Origin of the sequence: Bacillus sp. CGMCC 1.16541 (assembly GCF_003184905.1) — a bacterium.
Classification (GTDB): Bacteria; Bacillota; Bacilli; order Bacillales; family Bacillaceae_H; genus Priestia.
On record NZ_QFRU01000005.1, the window covers coordinates 142,487 to 163,448 of the forward strand.

The 20,962-nt window shown below is 37.7% G+C and carries 20 protein-coding genes; 1 reads left to right on the plus strand and 19 read right to left on the minus strand.

The genetic code is table 11. The features are described from left to right. Window positions 1-277: 277 nt before the first annotated feature. Both DIS06_RS08710 and DIS06_RS08715 read right to left on the minus strand, forming a co-directional pair. Complete coding sequence (locus DIS06_RS08710) at window positions 278-1,957, minus strand: DAK2 domain-containing protein (protein ID WP_110112873.1); 1,680 nt, start codon at window positions 1,955-1,957, stop codon at window positions 278-280. 15 nt (window positions 1,958-1,972) lie between these two features. Then, complete coding sequence (locus DIS06_RS08715; RefSeq protein ID WP_110112874.1) at window positions 1,973-2,335, minus strand: Asp23/Gls24 family envelope stress response protein; 363 nt, start codon at window positions 2,333-2,335, stop codon at window positions 1,973-1,975. A 251-nt stretch (window positions 2,336-2,586) separates the two neighbouring features. Between DIS06_RS08715 and rpmB the strand changes: the two genes are divergently transcribed. After that, the gene (gene rpmB / locus DIS06_RS08720) at window positions 2,587-2,775 is read left to right on the plus strand and encodes a 50S ribosomal protein L28 (protein WP_110112875.1); all 189 of its coding nucleotides are present in this window, start codon (window positions 2,587-2,589) and stop codon (window positions 2,773-2,775) included. 153 nt (window positions 2,776-2,928) lie between these two features. On the opposite strand, the gene spoVM is transcribed toward rpmB, so the two are convergent. The 17 genes from spoVM to DIS06_RS08805 all read right to left on the minus strand — a co-directional run bounded on the left by spoVM (window position 2,929) and on the right by DIS06_RS08805 (window position 20,960). After that, window positions 2,929-3,009, minus strand: a complete 81-nt coding sequence (gene spoVM / locus DIS06_RS08725; RefSeq protein ID WP_034328571.1) for a stage V sporulation protein SpoVM — start codon at window positions 3,007-3,009, stop codon at window positions 2,929-2,931. 134 nt (window positions 3,010-3,143) lie between these two features. Continuing rightward, window positions 3,144-3,788, minus strand: coding sequence for a thiamine diphosphokinase (locus DIS06_RS08730; RefSeq protein WP_110112876.1), 645 nt, complete (start codon window positions 3,786-3,788; stop codon window positions 3,144-3,146). A gap of 158 nt (window positions 3,789-3,946) precedes the next feature. Further along, window positions 3,947-4,600, minus strand: coding sequence for a ribulose-phosphate 3-epimerase (rpe, locus tag DIS06_RS08735; RefSeq protein WP_110112877.1), 654 nt, complete (start codon window positions 4,598-4,600; stop codon window positions 3,947-3,949). 2 nt (window positions 4,601-4,602) lie between these two features. Continuing rightward, window positions 4,603-5,484, minus strand: a complete 882-nt coding sequence (gene rsgA / locus DIS06_RS08740) for a ribosome small subunit-dependent GTPase A (protein WP_110112878.1) — start codon at window positions 5,482-5,484, stop codon at window positions 4,603-4,605. Window positions 5,485-5,501: 17 nt separating this feature from the next. Further along, window positions 5,502-7,487 carry a Stk1 family PASTA domain-containing Ser/Thr kinase gene (gene pknB / locus DIS06_RS08745; RefSeq protein WP_110112879.1) on the minus strand — a complete coding sequence of 662 codons (1,986 nt, stop codon included), beginning with the start codon at window positions 7,485-7,487 and terminating at the stop codon, window positions 5,502-5,504. Window positions 7,488-7,492: 5 nt separating this feature from the next. Then, window positions 7,493-8,236 (minus strand): Stp1/IreP family PP2C-type Ser/Thr phosphatase, encoded by a 744-nt coding sequence (locus tag DIS06_RS08750; protein WP_110112880.1) that lies wholly within the window; start codon window positions 8,234-8,236, stop codon window positions 7,493-7,495. Between the two features lie 4 nt (window positions 8,237-8,240). After that, a complete protein-coding gene (gene rlmN, locus DIS06_RS08755; RefSeq protein ID WP_110113027.1) occupies window positions 8,241-9,332 on the minus strand; it encodes a dual-specificity RNA methyltransferase RlmN in 1,092 nt (363 codons plus the stop codon). Between the two features lie 2 nt (window positions 9,333-9,334). Further along, window positions 9,335-10,678 (minus strand): 16S rRNA (cytosine(967)-C(5))-methyltransferase RsmB, encoded by a 1,344-nt coding sequence (rsmB, locus tag DIS06_RS08760; RefSeq protein WP_110112881.1) that lies wholly within the window; start codon window positions 10,676-10,678, stop codon window positions 9,335-9,337. After that, window positions 10,665-11,618 carry a methionyl-tRNA formyltransferase gene (gene fmt / locus DIS06_RS08765; RefSeq protein WP_110112882.1) on the minus strand — a complete coding sequence of 318 codons (954 nt, stop codon included), beginning with the start codon at window positions 11,616-11,618 and terminating at the stop codon, window positions 10,665-10,667. The genes rsmB and fmt overlap by 14 nt, the downstream gene beginning before the upstream one ends. Window positions 11,619-11,621: 3 nt before the next feature. Beyond that, the gene (gene def, locus DIS06_RS08770; RefSeq protein ID WP_110112883.1) at window positions 11,622-12,101 is read right to left on the minus strand and encodes a peptide deformylase; all 480 of its coding nucleotides are present in this window, start codon (window positions 12,099-12,101) and stop codon (window positions 11,622-11,624) included. 55 nt (window positions 12,102-12,156) lie between these two features. Then, complete coding sequence (priA, locus tag DIS06_RS08775; protein ID WP_110112884.1) at window positions 12,157-14,571, minus strand: primosomal protein N'; 2,415 nt, start codon at window positions 14,569-14,571, stop codon at window positions 12,157-12,159. Continuing rightward, on the minus strand, window positions 14,568-15,782 hold the full coding sequence (coaBC, locus tag DIS06_RS08780; protein ID WP_110112885.1) for a bifunctional phosphopantothenoylcysteine decarboxylase/phosphopantothenate--cysteine ligase CoaBC: 1,215 nt from the start codon (window positions 15,780-15,782) through the stop codon (window positions 14,568-14,570). The genes priA and coaBC overlap by 4 nt, the downstream gene beginning before the upstream one ends. Before the next feature lie 165 nt (window positions 15,783-15,947). Beyond that, on the minus strand, window positions 15,948-16,178 hold the full coding sequence (gene rpoZ, locus DIS06_RS08785) for a DNA-directed RNA polymerase subunit omega (protein ID WP_110112886.1): 231 nt from the start codon (window positions 16,176-16,178) through the stop codon (window positions 15,948-15,950). A 2-nt stretch (window positions 16,179-16,180) separates the two neighbouring features. Further along, the gene (gmk, locus tag DIS06_RS08790; protein WP_110112887.1) at window positions 16,181-16,795 is read right to left on the minus strand and encodes a guanylate kinase; all 615 of its coding nucleotides are present in this window, start codon (window positions 16,793-16,795) and stop codon (window positions 16,181-16,183) included. A gap of 12 nt (window positions 16,796-16,807) precedes the next feature. Beyond that, complete coding sequence (locus DIS06_RS08795; protein WP_110112888.1) at window positions 16,808-17,068, minus strand: DUF370 domain-containing protein; 261 nt, start codon at window positions 17,066-17,068, stop codon at window positions 16,808-16,810. A gap of 68 nt (window positions 17,069-17,136) precedes the next feature. After that, window positions 17,137-18,012: a YicC/YloC family endoribonuclease gene (locus tag DIS06_RS08800; RefSeq protein ID WP_110112889.1), complete on the minus strand. Its 876-nt coding sequence runs from the start codon at window positions 18,010-18,012 to the stop codon at window positions 17,137-17,139. A 269-nt stretch (window positions 18,013-18,281) separates the two neighbouring features. Beyond that, window positions 18,282-20,960 (minus strand): calcium-translocating P-type ATPase, SERCA-type, encoded by a 2,679-nt coding sequence (locus tag DIS06_RS08805; protein ID WP_110112890.1) that lies wholly within the window; start codon window positions 20,958-20,960, stop codon window positions 18,282-18,284. Window positions 20,961-20,962 lie beyond the last annotated feature (2 nt).

A 20,962-nucleotide genomic window follows, 5' to 3' on the forward strand; every position in this document is an offset into this window, starting at 1 on the left:
TCTCCCCCTATGTAGTATTCATCGCTGTGACGTCATTGTTTCCTTTCTCAGTTATTTATATCCTCCAAAAAGTTATCACAATATAACTATTTTTTCAATAGATTTAAACTAATACACGAACTTTTTTGAGACAAAATTAAATAATGTTCGTTTTCGCCCCCTCATTGTATAGACTTATATAAAAAAACCTGCACGTCATTTAGATTTTTCCCTACTTTTCATTTTTTAATAATAAAAAAGCCACCCTCATGCTATAGCACAAGAGTAGCTTGTTAGTTTATTCAACGGCGAAGATGTATGAATATAACGGTTGATCACCTTTATGCGTTTCAACTTCTACTTGATCAAATTCAGATTCAACATACGACACTAGTTCGTCTACATGCTCGTCCTCTACATCTTCTCCTTGCAGAATGGTTAAGATTTCAGCATCTTCATCAATCATATAAGCAAGAAGTTTTTTAGCCGCTTCTAGCTTATCTTTATCTTTTACTGAGATTTTACCGTCTACAATACCCATAAAATCGTCTTTTTCAATTTCTAATCCGTCAATACTTGTATCACGAACAGCGTATGTCACTTGTCCTGTTTTCACATGAGAAAGTGAGTCCGTCATTGTTTGTTCATTTTCTTCTAGGGTTGCTTGAGGATTGAACGCTAGTAATGCTGTCATCCCTTGAGGAACCGTTTTAGATGGAACCACTACAACATCTTGATCGACAACTTGCGCTGCTTGACGAGCTGCCATTACAATATTTCCGTTATTAGGTAGAATAATCACTTTTTTCGCATTTACTTGCTCAATCGCTTTTACAATATCTTCTGTACTTGGATTCATTGTTTGGCCACCTTCAATGACCACTTTTGCTCCAATACTCTTGAACAATTCTGCAATGCCTTTACCCATCGAAACTGTTACAACACCATATTCTTCTTGTTGAGATGGTGTTGCTTGCACTGCTTGCGTTGTTTGACTTTCTTCAAACAGAATATTGCTATGTTGCTCACGCATGTTCTCAATCTTCATATTGATTAAATTTCCATATTGTTGACCGTAGTTTAACACTTCACCTGGATGCTCTGCATGAATATGTACTTTTACAATATCTTCATCAGAAACAACTAGTAAAGAATCACCCCATTGACTTAGGTCTTGACGAAACTTTTCTTCTGAAAAAGGATTCGTTTTTACTTTTTCTCCTTCAAATCGAACCATAAATTCTGTACAGTATCCAAATTCAATATCTTCTGTACTCATATGAGTTTGAGCATATTTATGGTGCTCCGCATTCACTAATTCATTTAGCGAAGGAGCTCCAGCTGGAACACCCGGTAATTTTTCACCTTTTAATTCAGCCACAAACCCTTCATAAATCATAACTAAACCTTGACCACCACTATCTACTACCCCTACTTCTTTTAGTACAGGTAAAAGATCTGGTGTACGATTTAAAGATGCTTTCGCTTCTGCTAAAACTTCTTCCATAAACAACACCATATCTGGCTGTTTTTTCGCAATTGCTGTAGCTTTCTTAGCTGTATCTTTTGCAACAGTTAAAATTGTTCCTTCAACTGGCTTCATCACCGCTTTATAAGCTGTTTCAACCCCTGCTTCAAGAGCTTGAGCAAATTCCACACTATTAATCGTTTCTTTTTGTTCAATTGACTTAGCAAACCCACGAAATAGTTGCGATAAGATAACACCAGAGTTACCACGAGCACCCATTAATAGTCCTTTTGCTAATGCTTGCCCTACTTTACCAATATGATCTGACACATTATTTTTTACTTCTTTAGCACCAGATGTAATAGACAAGTTCATATTCGTTCCTGTATCACCATCTGGCACAGGAAATACGTTTAGTGCATCCACCATTTTCACGTTATTTGATAAATGTTGTGCACCTTGGATCACCATCTCTGCAAAACGTTTTCCATCTAAAGCTGTAATCGACACTAATCTTCCTCCTCACTACACGTTCGTTACACGAACACCTTGCACATAAATATTTACTGAATCGACTGTTAATCCTACTGTTTGTTGAAGTGTATATTTTACTTTAGTTTGTACATTATGAGCAATTTCAGAAATCTTCGTCCCATAACTTACAATAATATACATGTCAATATGTACTTCATCATTCTCTTGTCTAACAATAATGCCACGTGTAAAATTTTCTTTACGAAGAATGTCAGTAAGGCCATCTTTAATTTGGTTCTTAGAAGCCATTCCTACAATCCCATAGCAATCAATAGCAGCTCCTCCAGCAATTGTTGCAATTACATCAGTAGAAATATCAATTTGACCGTACTTTGTTTTCATTTCGATGGACATACTTTTTCCCCTTTCTATTTTCATAGGTTATAGCCATTTTACTATAAATAAGCTATTTTTAAAAGAACATTCCCTATTTGTCCTATTTTACTACTTATTATTATACAACATATCTTCAAAATATATGTCAAGGAAAATTTCTTGAAAGCTTTTCATAAGAAGTATTGCAATCTCTATCCCCCTGTGATAAATTAATATAGTATTTCTCAAGGTAGAATTGAGTAGTTTTGTTTGTGTTAGGAGGGAAAAGCATGGCACGTAAATGTGTAATCACTGGTAAAAAAGCTCGTTCAGGTAACGCACGCTCTCACGCTATGAACGCTACTAAGCGTAAATGGGGTGCTAACGTTCAAAAAGTACGTATCCTAATTAACGGTAAACCAAAACGTGTATATGTATCAGCTCGAGCTCTAAAGTCTGGTAAAGTTGAACGCGTATAATATTGGATAATAAAAAAAGCACCATATCGATATGGTGCTTCTTTTATTATGTCATAAACAAACTTTCACAAAAAACAAACACCCCATCGCCTTAAGGTAATGGGGTGTTTTCATGGTTGCGTGACCGTATAAGGACATACATAGAAGTTTTTATTATTCTTTTTTGAATGAGTTTAACATTGCTCTTACAATGCCACCTAAAAACTTTGGAAGTTTGATTGTATAAAATTTCATACTGTCCCTCCTAACTATCGTTCACATTCCATCTCGCTATATCGTCGAGTCATCTCAATCTTTATCCTATTCATAAAGTAAAAAATAAGTACCATAGGTGTTGAACTTCTCATGATGTTTCAAACACACTTGATTCAACTTTTTTTATCAGTACTTCTTATCATCATTAATATGCCTTTAGCAAATGAAAAAGTACCTCTTTGTTCAAGAAGTTCGTTGCTAATACATAAAGTGGAACCCCACTCCATATAGTGGTTTTTCAACGGATACTTAAAGCCTTTTAGTGTTACATCTTCAACAACAGGAGCAAAAGGAATAAACGAGACATAAGGATAGGAATCGTCCTTTGTAATTTCATACTCACCTTCACTGAACAGTTCAATGACGTTTTGTTGGTCAATTAATTGAATCGACATTCTTTTTTTTAATCCTTTGTAAAGAAGTTGCACAGCACCAAACATATGATCTAATCGGCCGCCCGTGGCTCCAAATAAACGGATAGTAGTAGGTTTTTGAGCAATCGCCCAATTTAACGCAATATCTAAATCAGTTTCGTCTTTTTCAGCTGGATATAACTCGACATCTTCCATATGTTTACGTACATATTCTAATTGTTCTTTCGTAATTGAATCAAAATCTCCAAAAGCTTTTTGAGGGAAGATCCCTTGTTGCAGTAAGGAAAATACACCTCTATCTACCCCTACCCAATGTTCACTTTGCCACTTATGTAAAGAAGGAACAGTTTCATTCGGACCTCCTGCTAAAATATGAATAATCATCGGCTATTCTCACTTTCCTTTTTGTATAGACTTTAACAAAACATCCCTTGCTCACCTATCCATTTAAAAAATGGATTGCATAAGCAAGGGATGTTATAAGCTGTGATAGATGAGTTACTTTTTCATATCAACCCTTCTTTTTACACAGTACTAGATAGTTACCAGTTACTTGGACGAAGAGATTCAATTGCCCTTTGTCGATTATCTGTATTATAGATTGCAGAACCAGCTACAAGTACGTTTGCACCTGCTTCTGTACATTTTTTTGCTGTTTCTTCATTTATCCCACCATCAACTTCTACTTCAATTGACAAACCACGAATTTCAATCAATTGCGAAATTTGTTCAATTTTCGGTAGTACACTTGGAATAAATGCTTGTCCACCAAACCCTGGATTTACTGTCATGAGCAAAACAAGGTCAATATCATTTAAAATGTGTTTAACCATATCAATTGGAGTGGCTGGATTAAGTGCTACTCCTGCCTTCATTCCATGCTCTTTAATGAGTTGCACAGTTCTGTGTAAATGAGGGCATGCTTCTGCATGGACAGTCAAAATATCTGCCCCTGCCTTTGCAAATGTTGGAATATATACATCAGGATTTTCGATCATTAAATGAACATCTAAAGGTAAAGTTGTTACAGGTCGTATCGCCTCTACAATCAGAGGACCAATTGTAATGTTTGGTACAAAATGACCATCCATGACATCTACATGTATGTAATCAGCTCCACCAGCTTCAACGTCCTTAATTTCTTCTGCAAGCGTTGCGAAGTTAGCAGATAAAATGGAAGGTGCAATCTTTATCATTCTTAATACCTCGGCTTTCTTTGCTTTATTTCATCAATAAACTGTACATAATGTTCATAACGGTAAGACGGAATGGTCCCTTCTTCTAATGCTTCTTTTACCGCACACTTTGGTTCTTTCAAATGCAAGCAACCACGGAATTTACACGAATAGCTTAATCGCGCCATTTCAGGAAAACAGCTCGATAAATCTTCTAGTTCAATATCAATAAAGTCTAAAGAACTAAACCCTGGAGTATCGGCTACTAAACCTCCACCAATCGCTAAGAGCTCCACATGCCGCGTTGTATGCTTCCCTCGACCTAAGGATATAGAAATATCATTTGTTTTCAATTCCAATTCGGGTTTTAACGCATTTAATAACGATGATTTACCGACTCCAGATTGTCCAGCAATCACCGTGACTTGTCCTTCAAATAATGGATAAAGTGCAGAAATACTTTGTTGTTCGACTGTTGAAGTTAAAATGACTTCATAACCTATGTTTCGATAATCTTCAGCATATTGTTCAATCATTGGCTTTGTCTCTTCCGGTACTAAATCCATTTTTGATATACAAATAATCGGTTTGATATCATTAGATTCAACTAGTACCAAGAAGCGATTTAATAATAATGTACTAAAACCTGGTTCAATTGCTGAAAAAACCAATAAAGACTGATCTACATTTGCAATAGGTGGTCGAACTAATTCATTTTTTCTTTCTCCAACTTCTAAAATGTACCCTTCAAGCTCATTTTCAGCTTGAAATACCACGTCATCTCCGACAAGAGGTGTAATTTTTTGCTTTCGAAATACACCCCTGCCGCGACATTGTGTAATTTGTCCATCATGAAGAACATAATAAAATCCACTTAAGGATTTAATAATTCTTCCTTCTGGCATAAGCTCACTCCTTATTTTTACGATTCATCTTCGTAATCAATTACTTGTTCTTCAATAATACTTTCGTCTCGAACGACTTGATATTTAGCCTGTCCTCCAGGTGAAATGGTTAGCTGGATTTCTTCTGTAACTGTTTCTGTTATCGCCCATTCTTTATAAGGAACAGTCACATCATACTGTAAATCTTCTACATAAATTTTGACTTGCTGTGGTTGACCTTCAATTATAGGCTCGTATGGAATCGTAACCGTTCTCGTAACCGTTTTAGGAGGCTTCTCTTCTTGACCTTGTGATACTGTAATCGTTACAGTATCTCCTTTTTGAACGGTTTCATTCGACTTAGGACTCTGTGAGATAACAAGACCTTCACCTACTGTATCAGAATATTCTTTCTCGCTGACAACTTCAAGTCCATATTCTGATAAATAGTCATTCACACTTTTTTCTGTCCAACCCGAAAAATCCTTTAATATAATGTCAGGAGGACCAGTACTCACCCATAAGGTAACTGTAGTTTGTTCTGGAATAACCTCTTCTGTTTCTTTCGGTACTTGATCTACAATGGTCCCAGGCGTTTCTTCACTCTCAACAGGAACGGTTCGTACTTCTTTATAATTTCGTTCCTCTAGTAGTTTTTTTATATCCTCAGCATTCCGACCAATGTAACGATCAAAAACTACTTTTTCTTTCCCTGCACTGCGATAAATAGTAATAGGGGAACCTTCTTTTACAACTTCTCCTGCACTAGGGTCGGTTCGAATCACCTTCCCTTCTTCAATGCTATTGTCATAGATAACTTGAGTATCTTCGACTTTAAGCCCTAGAGAAAGCACTTGCGTCACAGCACGTTCATATTCTTCGTTTTGCAATTCAGGAATCGTAATGTCTTTTGGTAATAACAAAGAAGGAATAAATGTAACAGCTGCGATGCTCCCTGCTGCTAGTAAAAGAATGATAAAGATAAGTGTAGGAACCAGTTTACTTTTTTTCTTTTTAGAAGTTGGGCTTACTTCTTTCGTGCTTTCTTTTGATTCCTTCGTCTCTTTCTTTAAATCCTCCGTTGCTGAAGGTCTCACAATTGTGTGATTAGATTCAGAATCAAGATAGTCATCTGTAATAATTGGAATCGCTTTTGTCACTTCATCGTCATCCGGAATAGAAAACTTTGCTTCACTCATTCGATCTGGCTCAAGCGCTGTTCGTAAATCTTCTTCCATTTCCTCTACCGATTCATATCGATAAAAGGGGTCTTTTGCAGTTGCTTTTAATACAACATTCTCAATACTTTGAGGAATTGCTGGGTTCCAACGTTTCGGAGAAGGTGTGTCTGTTTGTAAATGTTTAAGTGCAATTGATACAGCAGATTCACCTGAAAAGGGAACGCGTCCCGTTAACAATTCGAACAACACAATACCTAGTGAATAAACATCGGACTTCTTATTTGCCAAACCTCCTCTTGCTTGTTCAGGAGACAAATAATGAACGGACCCTAGTACTGAGTTCGTGTGTGTAATCGTAGTCGAACTTAATGCAATAGCAATTCCAAAATCTGTTACTTTTGCTGTTTCATGATCATCAATTAAAATGTTTTGAGGTTTTAAATCTCTATGTACAATGCCGTACTGATGAGCATGGGCAATGGCTGATGTAATTTGCATCATGATATTTACTGCTTTTTCAATAGGCAAAGGAGCTTGTTGCTGAATGTATTGTTTTAATGTATAACCAGCAACATATTCCATCACAATATAGTAAATACCTTCTTCTTCTCCAACATCGTATATGCTGACAATATTAGGATGTGCGATGCTCGTAGCTGATTGTGCTTCACGATGAAAACGCTTTATAAATGACTCGTCATTCGCAAAATCTAGACGAAGTACTTTGATGGCTACATCTCGCTCAAGAATCATATCTCTTGCTAAATAAACATTCGCCATTCCACCTCCGCCAATCACTTGTAAAATTTTATAACGATCATTTAGCCGTTTACCAATTAGCACCGCTCTCACCTACTTTCACTTATAAAATCAACAAGAACAAGTGTAATATTATCTTCTCCACCTAGTTCGTTTGCTAAATCAATAAGGTGAGATCCTTTCTGCTGCAATGGTTTACCGCTTAAAAGCGTTTCTTTTAACTGCTCTTCAGACACTTTATTTGACAATCCATCTGAGCATAATAAAAGGACATCTCCTTCTTCAACCTCAATCGTTTTAACATCCATCATCACTTGTTTTTCTGTTCCTAAAGCGCGTACTAAAATATTCTTTCTTGGGTGGTGTTCAGCATCTTCCTTAGAAATTTGGCCATTTTTAACAAGTTCATTTACTAAAGAGTAGTCTTCTGTTATTTGATTAAAGCCATATTCATTTAAAAGATAGCAACGACTGTCACCGATATGACCTACTGTACAAAATGAATGGGTGCAAATAGCTACGACAAGGGTCGTTCCCATTCCTTTACATTCTTCATGCTCGTTCGAATAGATAAATAGCTCTTCATTCACCTTGATGACATGTTCCCTTAACCATGTAGAAGCTTGATCAGGGGCAGTAAGTTCTTTTCCATTCTCCCAATAAAGTTGTAATTTTTTTATAGCCATCGCGCTGGCAACATCACCAGCACGATGACCTCCCATACCGTCAGCTACAATGGCTAACCTTTGACCATGGGAATTTACAAATACCCCTCCAGAGTCTTCATTGTGTTGCCGTATTTTCCCTCGGTCTGTCAGAAAAACAGCTCCCATACGATCACCTCGTCTCTTCTTTACGCTCCTTCGCACGCAATTGTCCACACGCAGCGTCAATGTCATGACCTTGTTCACGACGAATTGTTACGTTAATACCACGTTTCTTTAATACGCGTTCAAATTCGAAGATTTGCTCACGTGGAGTACGAACATAGTCACGCTCTGGAACATAGTTCACGGGAATTAAATTAACGTGACATTTCAAATCCTTTATTAACGTAGCTAATTCTTCAGCATGTTCTACCTGGTCGTTCACTCCACCAAATAAGCCATATTCAAAGCTAACTCGTCGTCCTGTCTTCTCTGTATAATATTTAATGGATTCGATTAACTCTGGCAACTTATAGGCACGGTTAATTGGCATTAAACGCGAGCGAATTTCATTGTTTGGCGCATGCAAAGAAACTGCAAAATTAATTTGTAAGCTTTCATCGGCAAAGTTATAAATCTTTGGAATGATTCCACTTGTCGATACCGTAATATGTCTAGCTCCAATGTTTAAACCGTCGTCACTATTGATAATCTTTAAGAAGTTTAACATTTCATCATAATTGTCAAATGGCTCTCCTATCCCCATAATTACGACATGACTCACTCGTTCTCCTTGTTCGTCTAGAGCCTTTTGAACTTTTACTACTTGAGCAACAATTTCTCCCGCTTCTAAATTTCGTTTTAATCCACCTAAAGTTGATGCACAGAATGTACAACCGATACGACACCCTACTTGAGTTGTCACACAAATTGAATTCCCGTATTCATGACGCATTAATACCGTCTCAATTGTGTACCCATCGTGTAATTCAAATAAGAATTTCATCGTTCCATCTGCTGATGTTTGTTGTACAGCTGTATTTAACGTAGTTAGTGCAAAGTTTTCTTTCAATAATTCACGTAAATCTTTTGATAAATTGGTCATGTCATCAAAAGATGTGACGCGCTTATGATACAACCAATCGTATACTTGCTTCCCACGGAATTTCTTTTGACCTCGCTCTACTAACCAATTCTCTAACTCATGCAATTGCAATGAGTAAATGGATGGTTTACGATTGTCCTTTTCTTCTTCTTTCTTTTTCGTTACTACTTTTTCCATTTTTACACCTGCTTTCGTAAACATGCAATATAAAATCCATCACTATGTTGTTGGTCCGGAAGTAGCTGGATTTGACCATGTTTAACGTTTTGTTTAAGTTTCTCCGGTACTCTATCTATGAACGTTTCATCTTCTTTAAACTCATTATTTCTTTGTAGAAACGCTTGTACAACATCACTGTTTTCTTCTTGATCAATGGTACATGTACTATACACTAGTATACCATTACTTTTCAAAAGAGGAGCGACTGCTTCTAGTATTTGAAGTTGTATACGCGAGAGCTGATCAACGTCGCTTTCTGTTTTTACATATTTTAAATCTGGCTTTCTTCTCATGACACCAAAACCTGAGCAAGGAGCATCTACTAGAATTCGGTCAAAACTTTCTTTTATAAATGCATTGCCAGCTTTTCGGCTATCTAAAACGGTCGGTTCAATGTTACTTAATTGTAAGCGTGACGCTTGTTCTGCTATTAGCTTCACCTTATGATCATGGATATCTAGTGAAACCACTTTTCCTGTACCGTTTAAAAGTTCCGCAATGTGAGTAGACTTACCACCAGGTGCTGCACAACTATCTAAAATTGTTTCATTTTCTGCAACATTTAGGGCATGTGCAACCAGCATCGAACTTTCATCTTGAACAGTAAACATTCCTGTTTTGAATGCTTGTGTATAAGCGGCATTTCCCTTTTGTACTTCTAATGCTTCAGGAGCAAATTCTCCCTGTTCAACCATAATGCCTTCTTCTTGTAATTGAGACTTTACCTCTTCGACTGTAAACCTTGCTGTATTTACACGAATGGTTTGTTTTGGTGCTGTTAAATTCGCCAAACAAATCTCTTTTGTACGCTCAATCCCGTATTGCTCTGACCATCGTTTAACAAGCCACAAAGGATGACTTGTTTCAATCGCTACTCGCTCTAATGGATCGTGAATCTCATCAAACGACCTTACTCCTTCACGTTGAATGCTTCGCAACACTCCATTTACCATCGAGGAAATCCCTCTGTGCCCTTTTTGCTTCGCAATTTCAACAGCCTCGTGAATAATGGCGCGATCAGGTACACGATCAAGATAGATCATTTGATAAACTGATAAGCGTAATAATACACGAACCCATAATTGTAACTTTTTCGGGCTCTTAATAAACGGTTCTAAATAATAGTCTAACGTATCACGCCTTTGAATCGTTCCATATACAATTTCCGTCAACAGCCCTGCGTCTTTGCCTCGAATTTCATGCTTTTCAATACTTTTATTTAATAACAAATTACTAAACGCTTGGTTTTTCTCAATGGAAAGCAAAATGTCAAGAGCAACGTTTCTTACATTATACCCGCTCATTCTGTTCTCCTAACTTCGTTCCTACTTCGATGTTTGTGCCGCGTAAAAACTGTTCAGCATCCATTCTTTTCTTTCCTGCAGGCTGTATATCTGTTAACTTAATTGCCGTTTGGTTACCAGTTACAACAACAATCCCATCAGAATCAATTGTGACAATTGTACCTGGATCTGCATCTGTTGGAGATTTCACTTTTTCTCCCCACCATACTTTTATTACTTTTCCTTCTAACGACGTATAAGCAACGGGCCAAGGATGTAAACCACGAATGTGATTGTAAATTTCTTCCCCAGTGCGACTCCAATCGATTTTCTCTTGTTCTCGCTTAATGTTATAAGCAAATGTCGCCTTTTCATTGTCTTGCGGAATAGGTGTCAAGTTACCTTCTAGCAATGTTGGCACTGTCTGTGATAATAACTTTGCACCAGCTTCTGATAGTTTGTCGTGTAAGGTTCCCACGTGGTCGTTCTCTTCAATGGGCACTTCAACAGTAGTTAAAATATCGCCCGCATCTAGTTTTTCAACCATATACATAATGGTTACACCTGTTTTTTCTTTCCCTTGTAAAATAGAATAGTGAATTGGTGCACCACCACGTAGCTCGGGTAAAAGAGAAGCATGAACATTGATACAACCATGTTGTGGAGCATCTAAAATTGCTTTGGGTAAAATTTGCCCAAACGCAGCTGTGACAATTAAATCTGGCTTATAAGCTAATACTTTTTCATATTCTTCTTCTAACCGAATCTTTTCAGGTTGCAGCACCGGGATACCATGCTTTTCAGCTTCTACTTTCACTGGCGGTGGCGTTAATACTTTTTTGCGACCTTTTGGGCGATCTGGCTGCGTAACCACCGCGGAAATATGATATCCATCTTTAATTAGCGTTTGTAAAACTGGAACAGAAAAGTCGGGTGTTCCCATAAATACAATGTTAGTCATAAATTAATTCTCTCCTTTTAGCTCATCTTCTTCATAATATTGAGTCACTTTCTCTGTAAACAACACACCGTGCAAGTGATCAATTTCATGTTGAATAGCACGTGCTAAAAACCCTCTCGCTTCTAAAGTAAAAGGTTTACCACGACGATTGAGCGCTTTGACTTTAATGTGATTCGCACGGGTTACATCACCAAAAAGGCCCGGAAAACTAAGGCAGCCTTCAGGACCTGTTTGCTCACCATACTCTTCAATAATGACCGGGTTAATTAGTTCAATTTTCCCGTGGCGATCATCAATATCAACAATCGCAATTTGTTGCGAAATACCAACTTGTGGAGCAGCTAATCCAACTCCATCCGCTTCAAGCATTAAATCATACATACCATTTAACAATTTAATTAGCTTATTATCGAACAGTTTAACAGGCTCACATTTTGTTTCAAGCACTTCATTAGGATAATAAACTAAGTTTAATTTAGCCAATGTGTAACCTCCTATGTTTGTTTTATTTAGTTCCACAGTCATTAACTATCCATATTTACATCATTGAATACGGATGTAAATCGATTGTAATCGTCAAGTTATTTTGTTGGACTTCCTCTTGATAACGTTCAAGAACGTATTTCAAAAGAGGAATCAATCTCGGTTCCAGCTTGTATTTTATCATGCATTGATATCGATATCTATCTTTTATCTTTGCGATTGGAGATGTAACCGGACCCAATACAATCGTTTGACTTGAAAGGTGTTGTTTTAAGTATTGACCAATCTTGTCAGTAACCGATACAACTTTCGTTACATTTTCATGGGAAACTGTCAGCAGAGCTAAATAATAAAACGGCGGATAACGATGAAGCTTCCTTGTCATCATTTCTTGCTCATAAAACGTATCATAATCATGGTGACTAGCTAATTGGATACTATAATGTTCAGGGGTATACGTTTGAATGACTACCTCTCCAGGAAGTGTGTGTCTCCCCGCACGCCCGCTTACTTGTGTTAACAATTGAAACGTTTTTTCAGATGCACGAAAGTCTGGTAAATGAAGCATTGTATCCGCTGATAGGACACCTACTAGCGTGACATTTGGAAAGTCGAGTCCTTTGGCAATCATTTGGGTACCTAACAAAATTTGCGCCTCTCCGTTCCCAAACTTATTTAACAACCGCTCGTGAGCACCTTTTCGACTTGTTGTATCGACATCCATTCTTACAACGGTCGCTTCTGGTAACACTTTTGTTAACTCTTCTTCAACTTTTTGTGTGCCTGTACCAAAGAAACGGATATGATCACTATTACACTCAGGACACACAGTATGTGTCGCCTGTTCAAAGCCACAGTAATGGCATTTTAACCGATCCTGATACCGATGATACGTTAAAGAAATCTCACAATGTGGACAAGAATGGACAAAACCACAATCACGGCACATGACAAACGATGAATGTCCTCTTTTATTAAGGAACAATACAATTTGCTCCCCTTTTTCCAAACGATCTTGTATCTTCTCAAAAAGCAACGTCGAAAACATAGAACGATTTCCATTACGAAGCTCTTCACGCATATCGACAATATCAACAGCAGGTAGAGCTGAGTTATTCATTCTTTTTGATAAAGTAAGTAATTCATATACTCCTTTTTGTGCCCTTGCAAAAGATTCTAATGTTGGTGTTGCACTCCCTAGAATCACTGGACAACCATGATGTTCCCCACGATAGATAGCCACATCACGAGTATGGTAACGAGGGTTTTCTTCTTGCTTATAGCTTGTTTCATGTTCTTCATCAATAATAATAATGCCTAAGTTTTTAAAAGGCGCAAATACAGCAGACCTCGCCCCAACAACAACCGACACTTCTTTACGTTGAATTTTACGCCACTCATCGTATTTCTCACCTGTTGAAAGTCCACTATGTAAAACCGCTACCTTTGACCCAAAACGCCCTTTAAATCGTTTAACCATTTGCGGTGTCAAAGAAATTTCAGGCACAAGCATAATCGCTTCTTTCCCCGCTTGCAATACCTTATCGATGGATTGTAAGTATACTTCTGTCTTTCCACTACCAGTTACGCCATACATTAAAAAGACGTCATGCTTATCTTCTTCAATGTGCTTTAAGATAGGAGTAATAGCTTTTGTTTGTTCATCTGTTAAAGCAAATGGTTGTGAAGGGGTAAAAGATGCATCATCATAAGGATTCCGATATACTTCAAGTTCTGTTTCTTTCAATAACTTCTTTTCGACTAAGGATTTAATGGGTGCTTGAGTTACTTGGAGTTGCTCCATTAAATCTTTCAATTTAATCTCCCGCGGATGTTGAACAAAAAATGAGAGTACGTGCTTTTGCTTTTCAGCTTGCTTTGGCAGCTCATCGATTTGATTTTGCAACTCGTCTTTTGAAGCGGCTGGTTGAATCGCTTTAACCAGTTTTTTATTTCCACGATTTTTCACAAGATAGACAACTTCTAGCAATCCCTTTTGAATATCTCGATAAAAGGCAGCAGCTGCATCCGTTTTCTCGACTTCACTCCAGCGAATAGCATTCTTTTTTAAAAAGAATGGTTGCACCTTTTCATGTAACGTTTCAATAAATTGTTCATTCACGAGTGTAATTTCTTTATCATACTTTGCTTTCATTGCCGCAGGTAGCATTGCTTGAAACGCAGAAATAGCAAAGCATAACGTTCGCTCTGTAAGCCATTCTCCTAGTTCTAACAATTCACTTGTTAAAACTGGTGTTAAATCGACCATCTCATGTATAGATCGAAGGCGCTTCACATCAGTTTCTTCCTTTAATCCAATAACAAACCCTTGTATCTTTCGAGGTCCAAACGGAACAATCACTCTCATTCCTGGTTGAATAATGCCTTGCCATTTATCAGGAACAGCATAATCAAACGCACGGTCTGTTTGTTTGGTCGCCACATCCACAATGACGCTCGCTATCTTCATTCATGTAACCCTTTCATCATTAATTTCACTTCATGTAATACATTCTTGGCTACTTCATGTTTTGTTAAAAGTGGAAACTGTTTTTTCTCACCTGTTCGTTTATAGAAAGTAACGACGTTCGTATCTACCCCAAATCCTGCACCTTCTTCGGTTACATTATTGGCTACAATCATATCTAAATTTTTCTTTTGAAGCTTTTGTTGGGCATACTCATCTACTTTCTCTGTTTCCGCTGCAAACCCAATGAGCAATTGATGCTCTTTTCGTTCACCTAATGTTTTTAAGATATCTTGTGTGCGTTCAAGTTCAATAATGGCTTCGCCTGGCTTCTTTTTCATCTTTTGTTCATGTACATGTTTTGGACGATAATCTGCTACAGCAGCTGACTTGATCACAACATCCATTGTGTGATATCGCTCTATTACCTCTTCGTACATTTCTTGTGCACTATCCACTTTCACAACTTCGACTCCTGCAGGATATGGAATATTTGTCGGTCCTGTCACCAATGTCACATTGGCTCCTTGCTTTGCCGCTTCTCGTGCAATGGCATATCCCATTTTTCCTGTTGAGCGATTTGTGATAAACCGTACAGGGTCAATTCTCTCTTTCGTTGGACCCGCTGTAATTAGGACCTTAACACCTTGTAAACTCTTCTTATCTTCTTGTTGGCTTGTAAAATACCTCGTTAACACACTAACAATTGTTTCAGGCTCTTCCAGTCTTCCTTTTCCAACGTATCCACAAGCTAAATAACCTTCACCTGGCTCTAAAAACTGATAACCAAAAGAAGCTAATGTACTCATATTCTTCTTTACAGCAGGGTGATCATACATATGAACATTCATCGCTGGCGCAATCCAAACAGGCGCCGTCGCCGCAAGCAGTGTTGTTGATATCATCTCATCTGCAAGACCGTTGGCTAACTTTCCAATGATATTTGCTGTTGCTGGTGCTACTAAAATAAGATCTGGCCAATCAGCTAAGTCAATATGAGCAATTACTTCTGGATTTTTTTCATCAAATGTATCTGTATAGACAGGATTTCGAGACAGTGCTTGGAATGTGAGTGGTGTAACAAATTCACATGCCGACGGTGTCATCATCACTTTCACCTCTGCACCCGCTTGAACTAATTTACTTGTTAATGCAGCTGCTTTATAGACAGCAATGCCTCCACTTACACATAGTAAAATACGTTTACCTTTCATATCATTATCCCCTATCCTTTACGTATCAACGAATGTCTTTTGAATTACTTATTCACATAAGTTTTACTTTAAAGTTTGAACGAGCTTGAAATGATGGTCAAGTAAAAAGTTTAAAACTCAAAAAAATAACAACCTATCAAATAGGTTGTTATTTTAACATGTGACTTACTCACCTAATTCGTCAGAACCATTGTCTTCCTTTGTTGATGTTGTATAGTGCAACATTTCCGCATTAATTTCCTCTAAAGCTTTACCAACATGTTTATGAGAAACAGGCTTTGCAATTTCACTATTATCATTTACTTGTAATTGACGCGCACGTTTCGCTGCTACCGTTACAAGTGTATATTTTGAATCTAACTTTTGCATTAATGAATCAATAGATGGATAAAGCATAATTATTCAACCTCCAGCATTCTTTTATAACGTCTTGCTACACGATCACGTCGACAATGTTCTGCAGTGACAATCGCCTTAATACGATCACATGCACGATCAACTTGATCATTTTCTACTACGTAGTCATAAGCGTCCATCATTTCGATTTCTTCTTTCGCTACTTTCATACGGTTATTAATTAAGTCTTCAGATTCCGTGCCACGACCAATAATTCGACTTTTTAGTTCTGTCAAACTTGGTGGAGCTAAGAAGATAAACAATCCTTCAGGAAATGCTTCTTTCACTTGAAGTGCACCTTGTACTTCAATTTCTAAGAAAACGTCTCTTCCCTCTGACAATGATTGTTCAACATAATCAACTGGTGTACCATAATAGTTGCCTACGTACTCTGCCCACTCTAATAACTTTTTATTTTCAATCATATGTTCAAATTCTTCACGACTCTTGAAGAAATAATCCACGCCATTTACTTCACCTTCACGCGGCTTTCTTGTTGTAGCTGAAATTGAATAATGCAACTCAATATCTTCTTGTGAAAACAATGCTTTTCTTACTGTTCCCTTTCCAACGCCAGATGGCCCTGAAAGAACAATTAGTAAACCTCTTTCTTTCATCAGTTGCTTTGCCTACCCTTCTAATAGATCTTCTTTATTCGTTAGTCGCTGTGACACAGTCTCAGGTTGTACAGGAGCTAACACCACGTGATCGCTGTCCATAATAATAACAGATCGCGTTTTTCTCCCTAATGTCGCATCAATTAATGTTCCTCTATCTTTAGCATCTTGCACAATACGCTTAATGGGTGCAGATTCTGGATGAACAACTGAAATCATGCGGCTTGAAGAAATAAAATTACCAAAACCTATATTAATTAATTTACCGCTCATTAATCAATATGCCTCCTATTGTATCTCCAAATGTATAATTAGTCACTTATTCACTCAAATGAACGTCATTATTCAACATTTTGGACTTGTTCTTTAATTCGTTCAAGTTCGCTTTTCATTTCAATGACATACTGAGCAATTTCTCCGTGGTTTGCTTTCGCACCAATCGTGTTCATTTCTCGATTTAGCTCTTGAACCAAAAAATCGAGCTTGCGCCCAACAAGGTCTCCTTCATTCATCGATTTTGCAAATTGAGACACATGACTTTGAATACGTATTAACTCTTCATTAATATCTGACTTATCAGCGAAGATTGCAACTTCTGTTAACACTCGCTGCTCATCAAACATTTCATTTACATACTCTTGAAGCTTACGTTTAATTTTCTCTTTATATTGCTCAGATACAGACGGAGCTAATTGGAAAATTTGATCTCTTAAACGACTAATTTTATTTAAATGTGAAAATAGATCTTCTTGAAGTTCCTCTCCTTCAATCTGTCTCATCTGAACAAGCTGTTCTACCGCTTGGTTTACAGCTTGAAGGACAAGGTCATAAATAGGAGTTTGGTCTGTTTCTTCTTCAATAGTTGTTAAAACGTCTGTCATATGGAGAATGTCTTGCAACTTTATATCATCAGAAATCTTATACTTTTCTTTTGTGCCTTGCAAGACTTGAATATATTGATCGAGAAGATGAAAGTCTGCTTGAAGTTTTTTTGGGGCCATTCCTTCACCAGAAACGGTCACAAACACTTCGACTCTACCTCTTTTTATGTATGTTTGAATGATCTTTTTGACTTTGTCTTCTATTTCCATTAATTGTCTAGGCATACGGATATTCATTTCACAAAAACGGTGGTTAACAGATTTCATTTCTACTGTTACAGCGTACTGCTGATTCTCCGCTTTACCTCTGCCAAAACCTGTCATACTTTTTATCATCGTTATCACATCCACTATGTACATCTTACATAAAAAGCAATCTAAAAGAAAGTCTTAGTTCAAAAAAATCCACAGTTATCGAAGTGCATCCCCCCATCACAGAGGTATCAAGCACTTAGGGAGGCTGCTTGAGAAAAGATTGAAGTGGTTGAACTAACCGCTCAAGATTTCTCTCTTTTCATAAAAAAGCACCCCAAACGTTAGATTCGGTGTCTAACATTCGGGATGCACTTCACATTCTTGATGAAAACCATAATTCTATTTTGAGATTATGACTTTTTTCTCGTTAATAAAGAGCCTGCTAACAAGAATGTTGGCACACTTGCTAGTCCTAAGATAATAAGCCATTCTCTTGGTGCAATTGGCATTGTATGGAAGATTGGTTGTAACGGCGGATAGTAAATAACAACAAGCATAAGCAAGATGGATGAAATAACCGCACCCACTAAATATAAGTTTTCAAACGGATTTCGATCGAAAATAGATTTCTCACTACGACAATCAAATACATGAATAAGTTGTGCCATTACAAGCGTTGCAAATGCAATGGTTTGTGCATATTCTAAATTCGCTGGTGTATTATCATACACAATCATAAATGCCGCTAATGTCACAACTCCAATTAGAAATCCACGGCTAATTACTTTCCATCCAAGCCCTCGTGCAAATACGCCTTCTTTAGGATGTCTCGGCTTCCGTTTCATAACGTTCTCTTCCGGCTGATCTAACCCTAGTGCCATAGCTGGAAGTCCATCGGTTACTAAGTTTACCCATAAAATTTGAATAGGAACTAACGGTAAAGGTAGTGCTAATAACATTGCAAATAGCATAACAAGAATTTCTCCTACATTTGATGCTAGTAAGTAGCGAATAAACTTACGAATGTTTTCATAAATGTTTCGCCCTTCTTTTATCGCTGACTTAATCGTTGCAAAGTTGTCATCTAATAAAACAAGTGAAGAGGCTTCTTTCGCAACATCCGTTCCTGTAATCCCCATTGCAATTCCAATGTCTGCTGCTTTAATAGCAGGAGCATCATTCACTCCATCACCTGTCATCGCTACAATATGTCCTCGTGCTTGCAATGCTTTGACAATTTTAAGTTTATGCTCAGGTGATACACGAGCGTATACATAGACGTCATCGACAATCTCTTCTAATTCTTCTGTTGTCATCTTTGATAACGTAGATCCCTCTAATACTTTCCCACCAGGCTTTAAAATTCCAAGCTGAGAAGCAATGGCTTTTGCTGTAATGACGTGATCTCCTGTGATCATGACGGTCTTAATACCAGCTTGGTTACACTCTTTTACGGCTTGCTTTACTTCTGGCCTTGGTGGATCAATCATACCTTGTAACCCTAAAAGAGTCAGGTTTCGTTCTGCATCATTTTCATTTATCACCTTTTCATTCGGTGAAAGTTCACGAAATGCAATGGCGATTGTCCGTAACGCTTGACTAGCTAATCCATCAATGGCTCCTTTTACTTCGTTAGTCACATTCCCTGCGAGAAGTTGCCTTTTATTTCCCCATAAAATTTCTTTACTATTAACTAATAATACATCTGGAGCTCCTTTTGTGATGATATATTTTTTATTCGATTGATCTTCTACAATGACACTCATCATTTTACGTGTAGAATCAAATGGAAACTCTTGTACAATTTTAAATTGAGCCTTTGCACTCGACTCATCTAAACCTGACTTCATCGCTGCTACTAACAACGCTGCTTCTGTTGGATCTCCATCGATCATATAGTCATCATTTTTTCGAATAAGCTGAGTTTGGTTACAAAGCAAGCCAAATAGTAACAATTGTTGAAGTGGCTTCACGTCAGATGGATGAACTTTTCGGTCATCGATATAAAACTCACCTTTTGGTTCATACCCTGTTCCTGAAACGGTCCACGTCGTTCCTCCTGACCAAAGATGTGTAACAGTCATTTTATTTTGAGTCATCGTACCTGTTTTATCAGAACAAATAACAGACGCACACCCTAACGTTTCAACAGCTGGAAGTTTACGAACAATCGATTTTTGTTTAATCATTCGCTGTACACCTAATGAAAGAGCCACCGTTACAATCGCTGGTAATCCTTCAGGTATCGCTGCTACTGCCAACGATACACCTGCTAAGAACATTGTATAAAGATCATGTCCTTGAATAACTCCGACAACGACAACTAACATCGTTAAGAGCAAGGCCACAACAATTAAGATTTTACCAAGCTGCTCTAATTTTCGTTGTAGTGGTGTAATCATTGTTTCTGCGCTTTGAAGCAAGTTTGCAATTTGCCCCATAGCTGTATTCATACCTGTTCCTACAACGACCCCAATTCCGCTTCCTCTCGTAACCAATGTACCCATAAATGCCATATTTTCTTGATCACCGAGCGCAATCTCATCTCCTGAAAGCGCTTGGGTTGTTTTGGCAACAGGTAATGATTCACCTGTTAATGCAGACTCTTCAATTTCTAAGCTTTTCGCTTCAATAATTCGAAGATCCGCTCCAATTCTGTCCCCACTTGTAAATTTCACAATATCCCCTAAAACGAGCTCTTTTGATGTAACTTTGCGCCATTCTCCATTTCGCATAGCCATCACTTGCGGAGCAGATAATTCTTTTAGTGCGTGCAGTGACTTTTCCGCACGCCGTTCTTGATAGAAGCCTAGACAACCATTTATAATCACAATGGCGATAATAGCAATGGCGTCAATATATTCACCGAGCAAACCTGATATTAATGTAGCAGCTAACAGAACAAGAACCATAAAGTCTTTAAATTGCTCTAAAAACAAAAGAAGAGCAGACTGTTTTTCTCCTTCGTCTAACTCATTGAATCCATGCTCTTTTTGACGCGCTACGACATCTTGATCAGTAAGCCCGGTGTCCTTTTCTGTTTTTGTCATTTCTAATGTTGCTCGCTCACTTAATTCATACCATTTCATTG

What these genes read in the sequence shown, in the direction of transcription:
- DIS06_RS08750 (WP_110112880.1), bottom strand. Translation starts at nt 8,236, where the DNA reads ATGGGAGCTGTTTTTCTGACAGACCGAGGGAAAATACGGCAACACAAT.
- rpmB (WP_110112875.1), top strand. Translation starts at nt 2,587, where the DNA reads ATGGCACGTAAATGTGTAATCACTGGTAAAAAAGCTCGTTCAGGTAAC.
- rpoZ (WP_110112886.1), bottom strand. Translation starts at nt 16,178, where the DNA reads ATGCTTTATCCATCTATTGATTCATTAATGCAAAAGTTAGATTCAAAA.
- spoVM (WP_034328571.1), bottom strand. Translation starts at nt 3,009, where the DNA reads ATGAAATTTTATACAATCAAACTTCCAAAGTTTTTAGGTGGCATTGTA.
- priA (WP_110112884.1), bottom strand. Translation starts at nt 14,571, where the DNA reads ATGAAGATAGCGAGCGTCATTGTGGATGTGGCGACCAAACAAACAGAC.
- DIS06_RS08800 (WP_110112889.1), bottom strand. Translation starts at nt 18,012, where the DNA reads ATGATAAAAAGTATGACAGGTTTTGGCAGAGGTAAAGCGGAGAATCAG.
- DIS06_RS08730 (WP_110112876.1), bottom strand. Translation starts at nt 3,788, where the DNA reads ATGATTATTCATATTTTAGCAGGAGGTCCGAATGAAACTGTTCCTTCT.
- rsmB (WP_110112881.1), bottom strand. Translation starts at nt 10,678, where the DNA reads ATGAGCGGGTATAATGTAAGAAACGTTGCTCTTGACATTTTGCTTTCC.
- DIS06_RS08805 (WP_110112890.1), bottom strand. Translation starts at nt 20,960, where the DNA reads ATGAAATGGTATGAATTAAGTGAGCGAGCAACATTAGAAATGACAAAA.
- rsgA (WP_110112878.1), bottom strand. Translation starts at nt 5,484, where the DNA reads ATGCCAGAAGGAAGAATTATTAAATCCTTAAGTGGATTTTATTATGTT.
- fmt (WP_110112882.1), bottom strand. Translation starts at nt 11,618, where the DNA reads ATGACTAACATTGTATTTATGGGAACACCCGACTTTTCTGTTCCAGTT.
- rlmN (WP_110113027.1), bottom strand. Translation starts at nt 9,332, where the DNA reads ATGGAAAAAGTAGTAACGAAAAAGAAAGAAGAAGAAAAGGACAATCGT.
- rpe (WP_110112877.1), bottom strand. Translation starts at nt 4,600, where the DNA reads ATGATAAAGATTGCACCTTCCATTTTATCTGCTAACTTCGCAACGCTT.
- DIS06_RS08715 (WP_110112874.1), bottom strand. Translation starts at nt 2,335, where the DNA reads ATGTCCATCGAAATGAAAACAAAGTACGGTCAAATTGATATTTCTACT.
- coaBC (WP_110112885.1), bottom strand. Translation starts at nt 15,782, where the DNA reads ATGAAAGGTAAACGTATTTTACTATGTGTAAGTGGAGGCATTGCTGTC.
- gmk (WP_110112887.1), bottom strand. Translation starts at nt 16,795, where the DNA reads ATGAAAGAAAGAGGTTTACTAATTGTTCTTTCAGGGCCATCTGGCGTT.
- DIS06_RS08795 (WP_110112888.1), bottom strand. Translation starts at nt 17,068, where the DNA reads ATGAGCGGTAAATTAATTAATATAGGTTTTGGTAATTTTATTTCTTCA.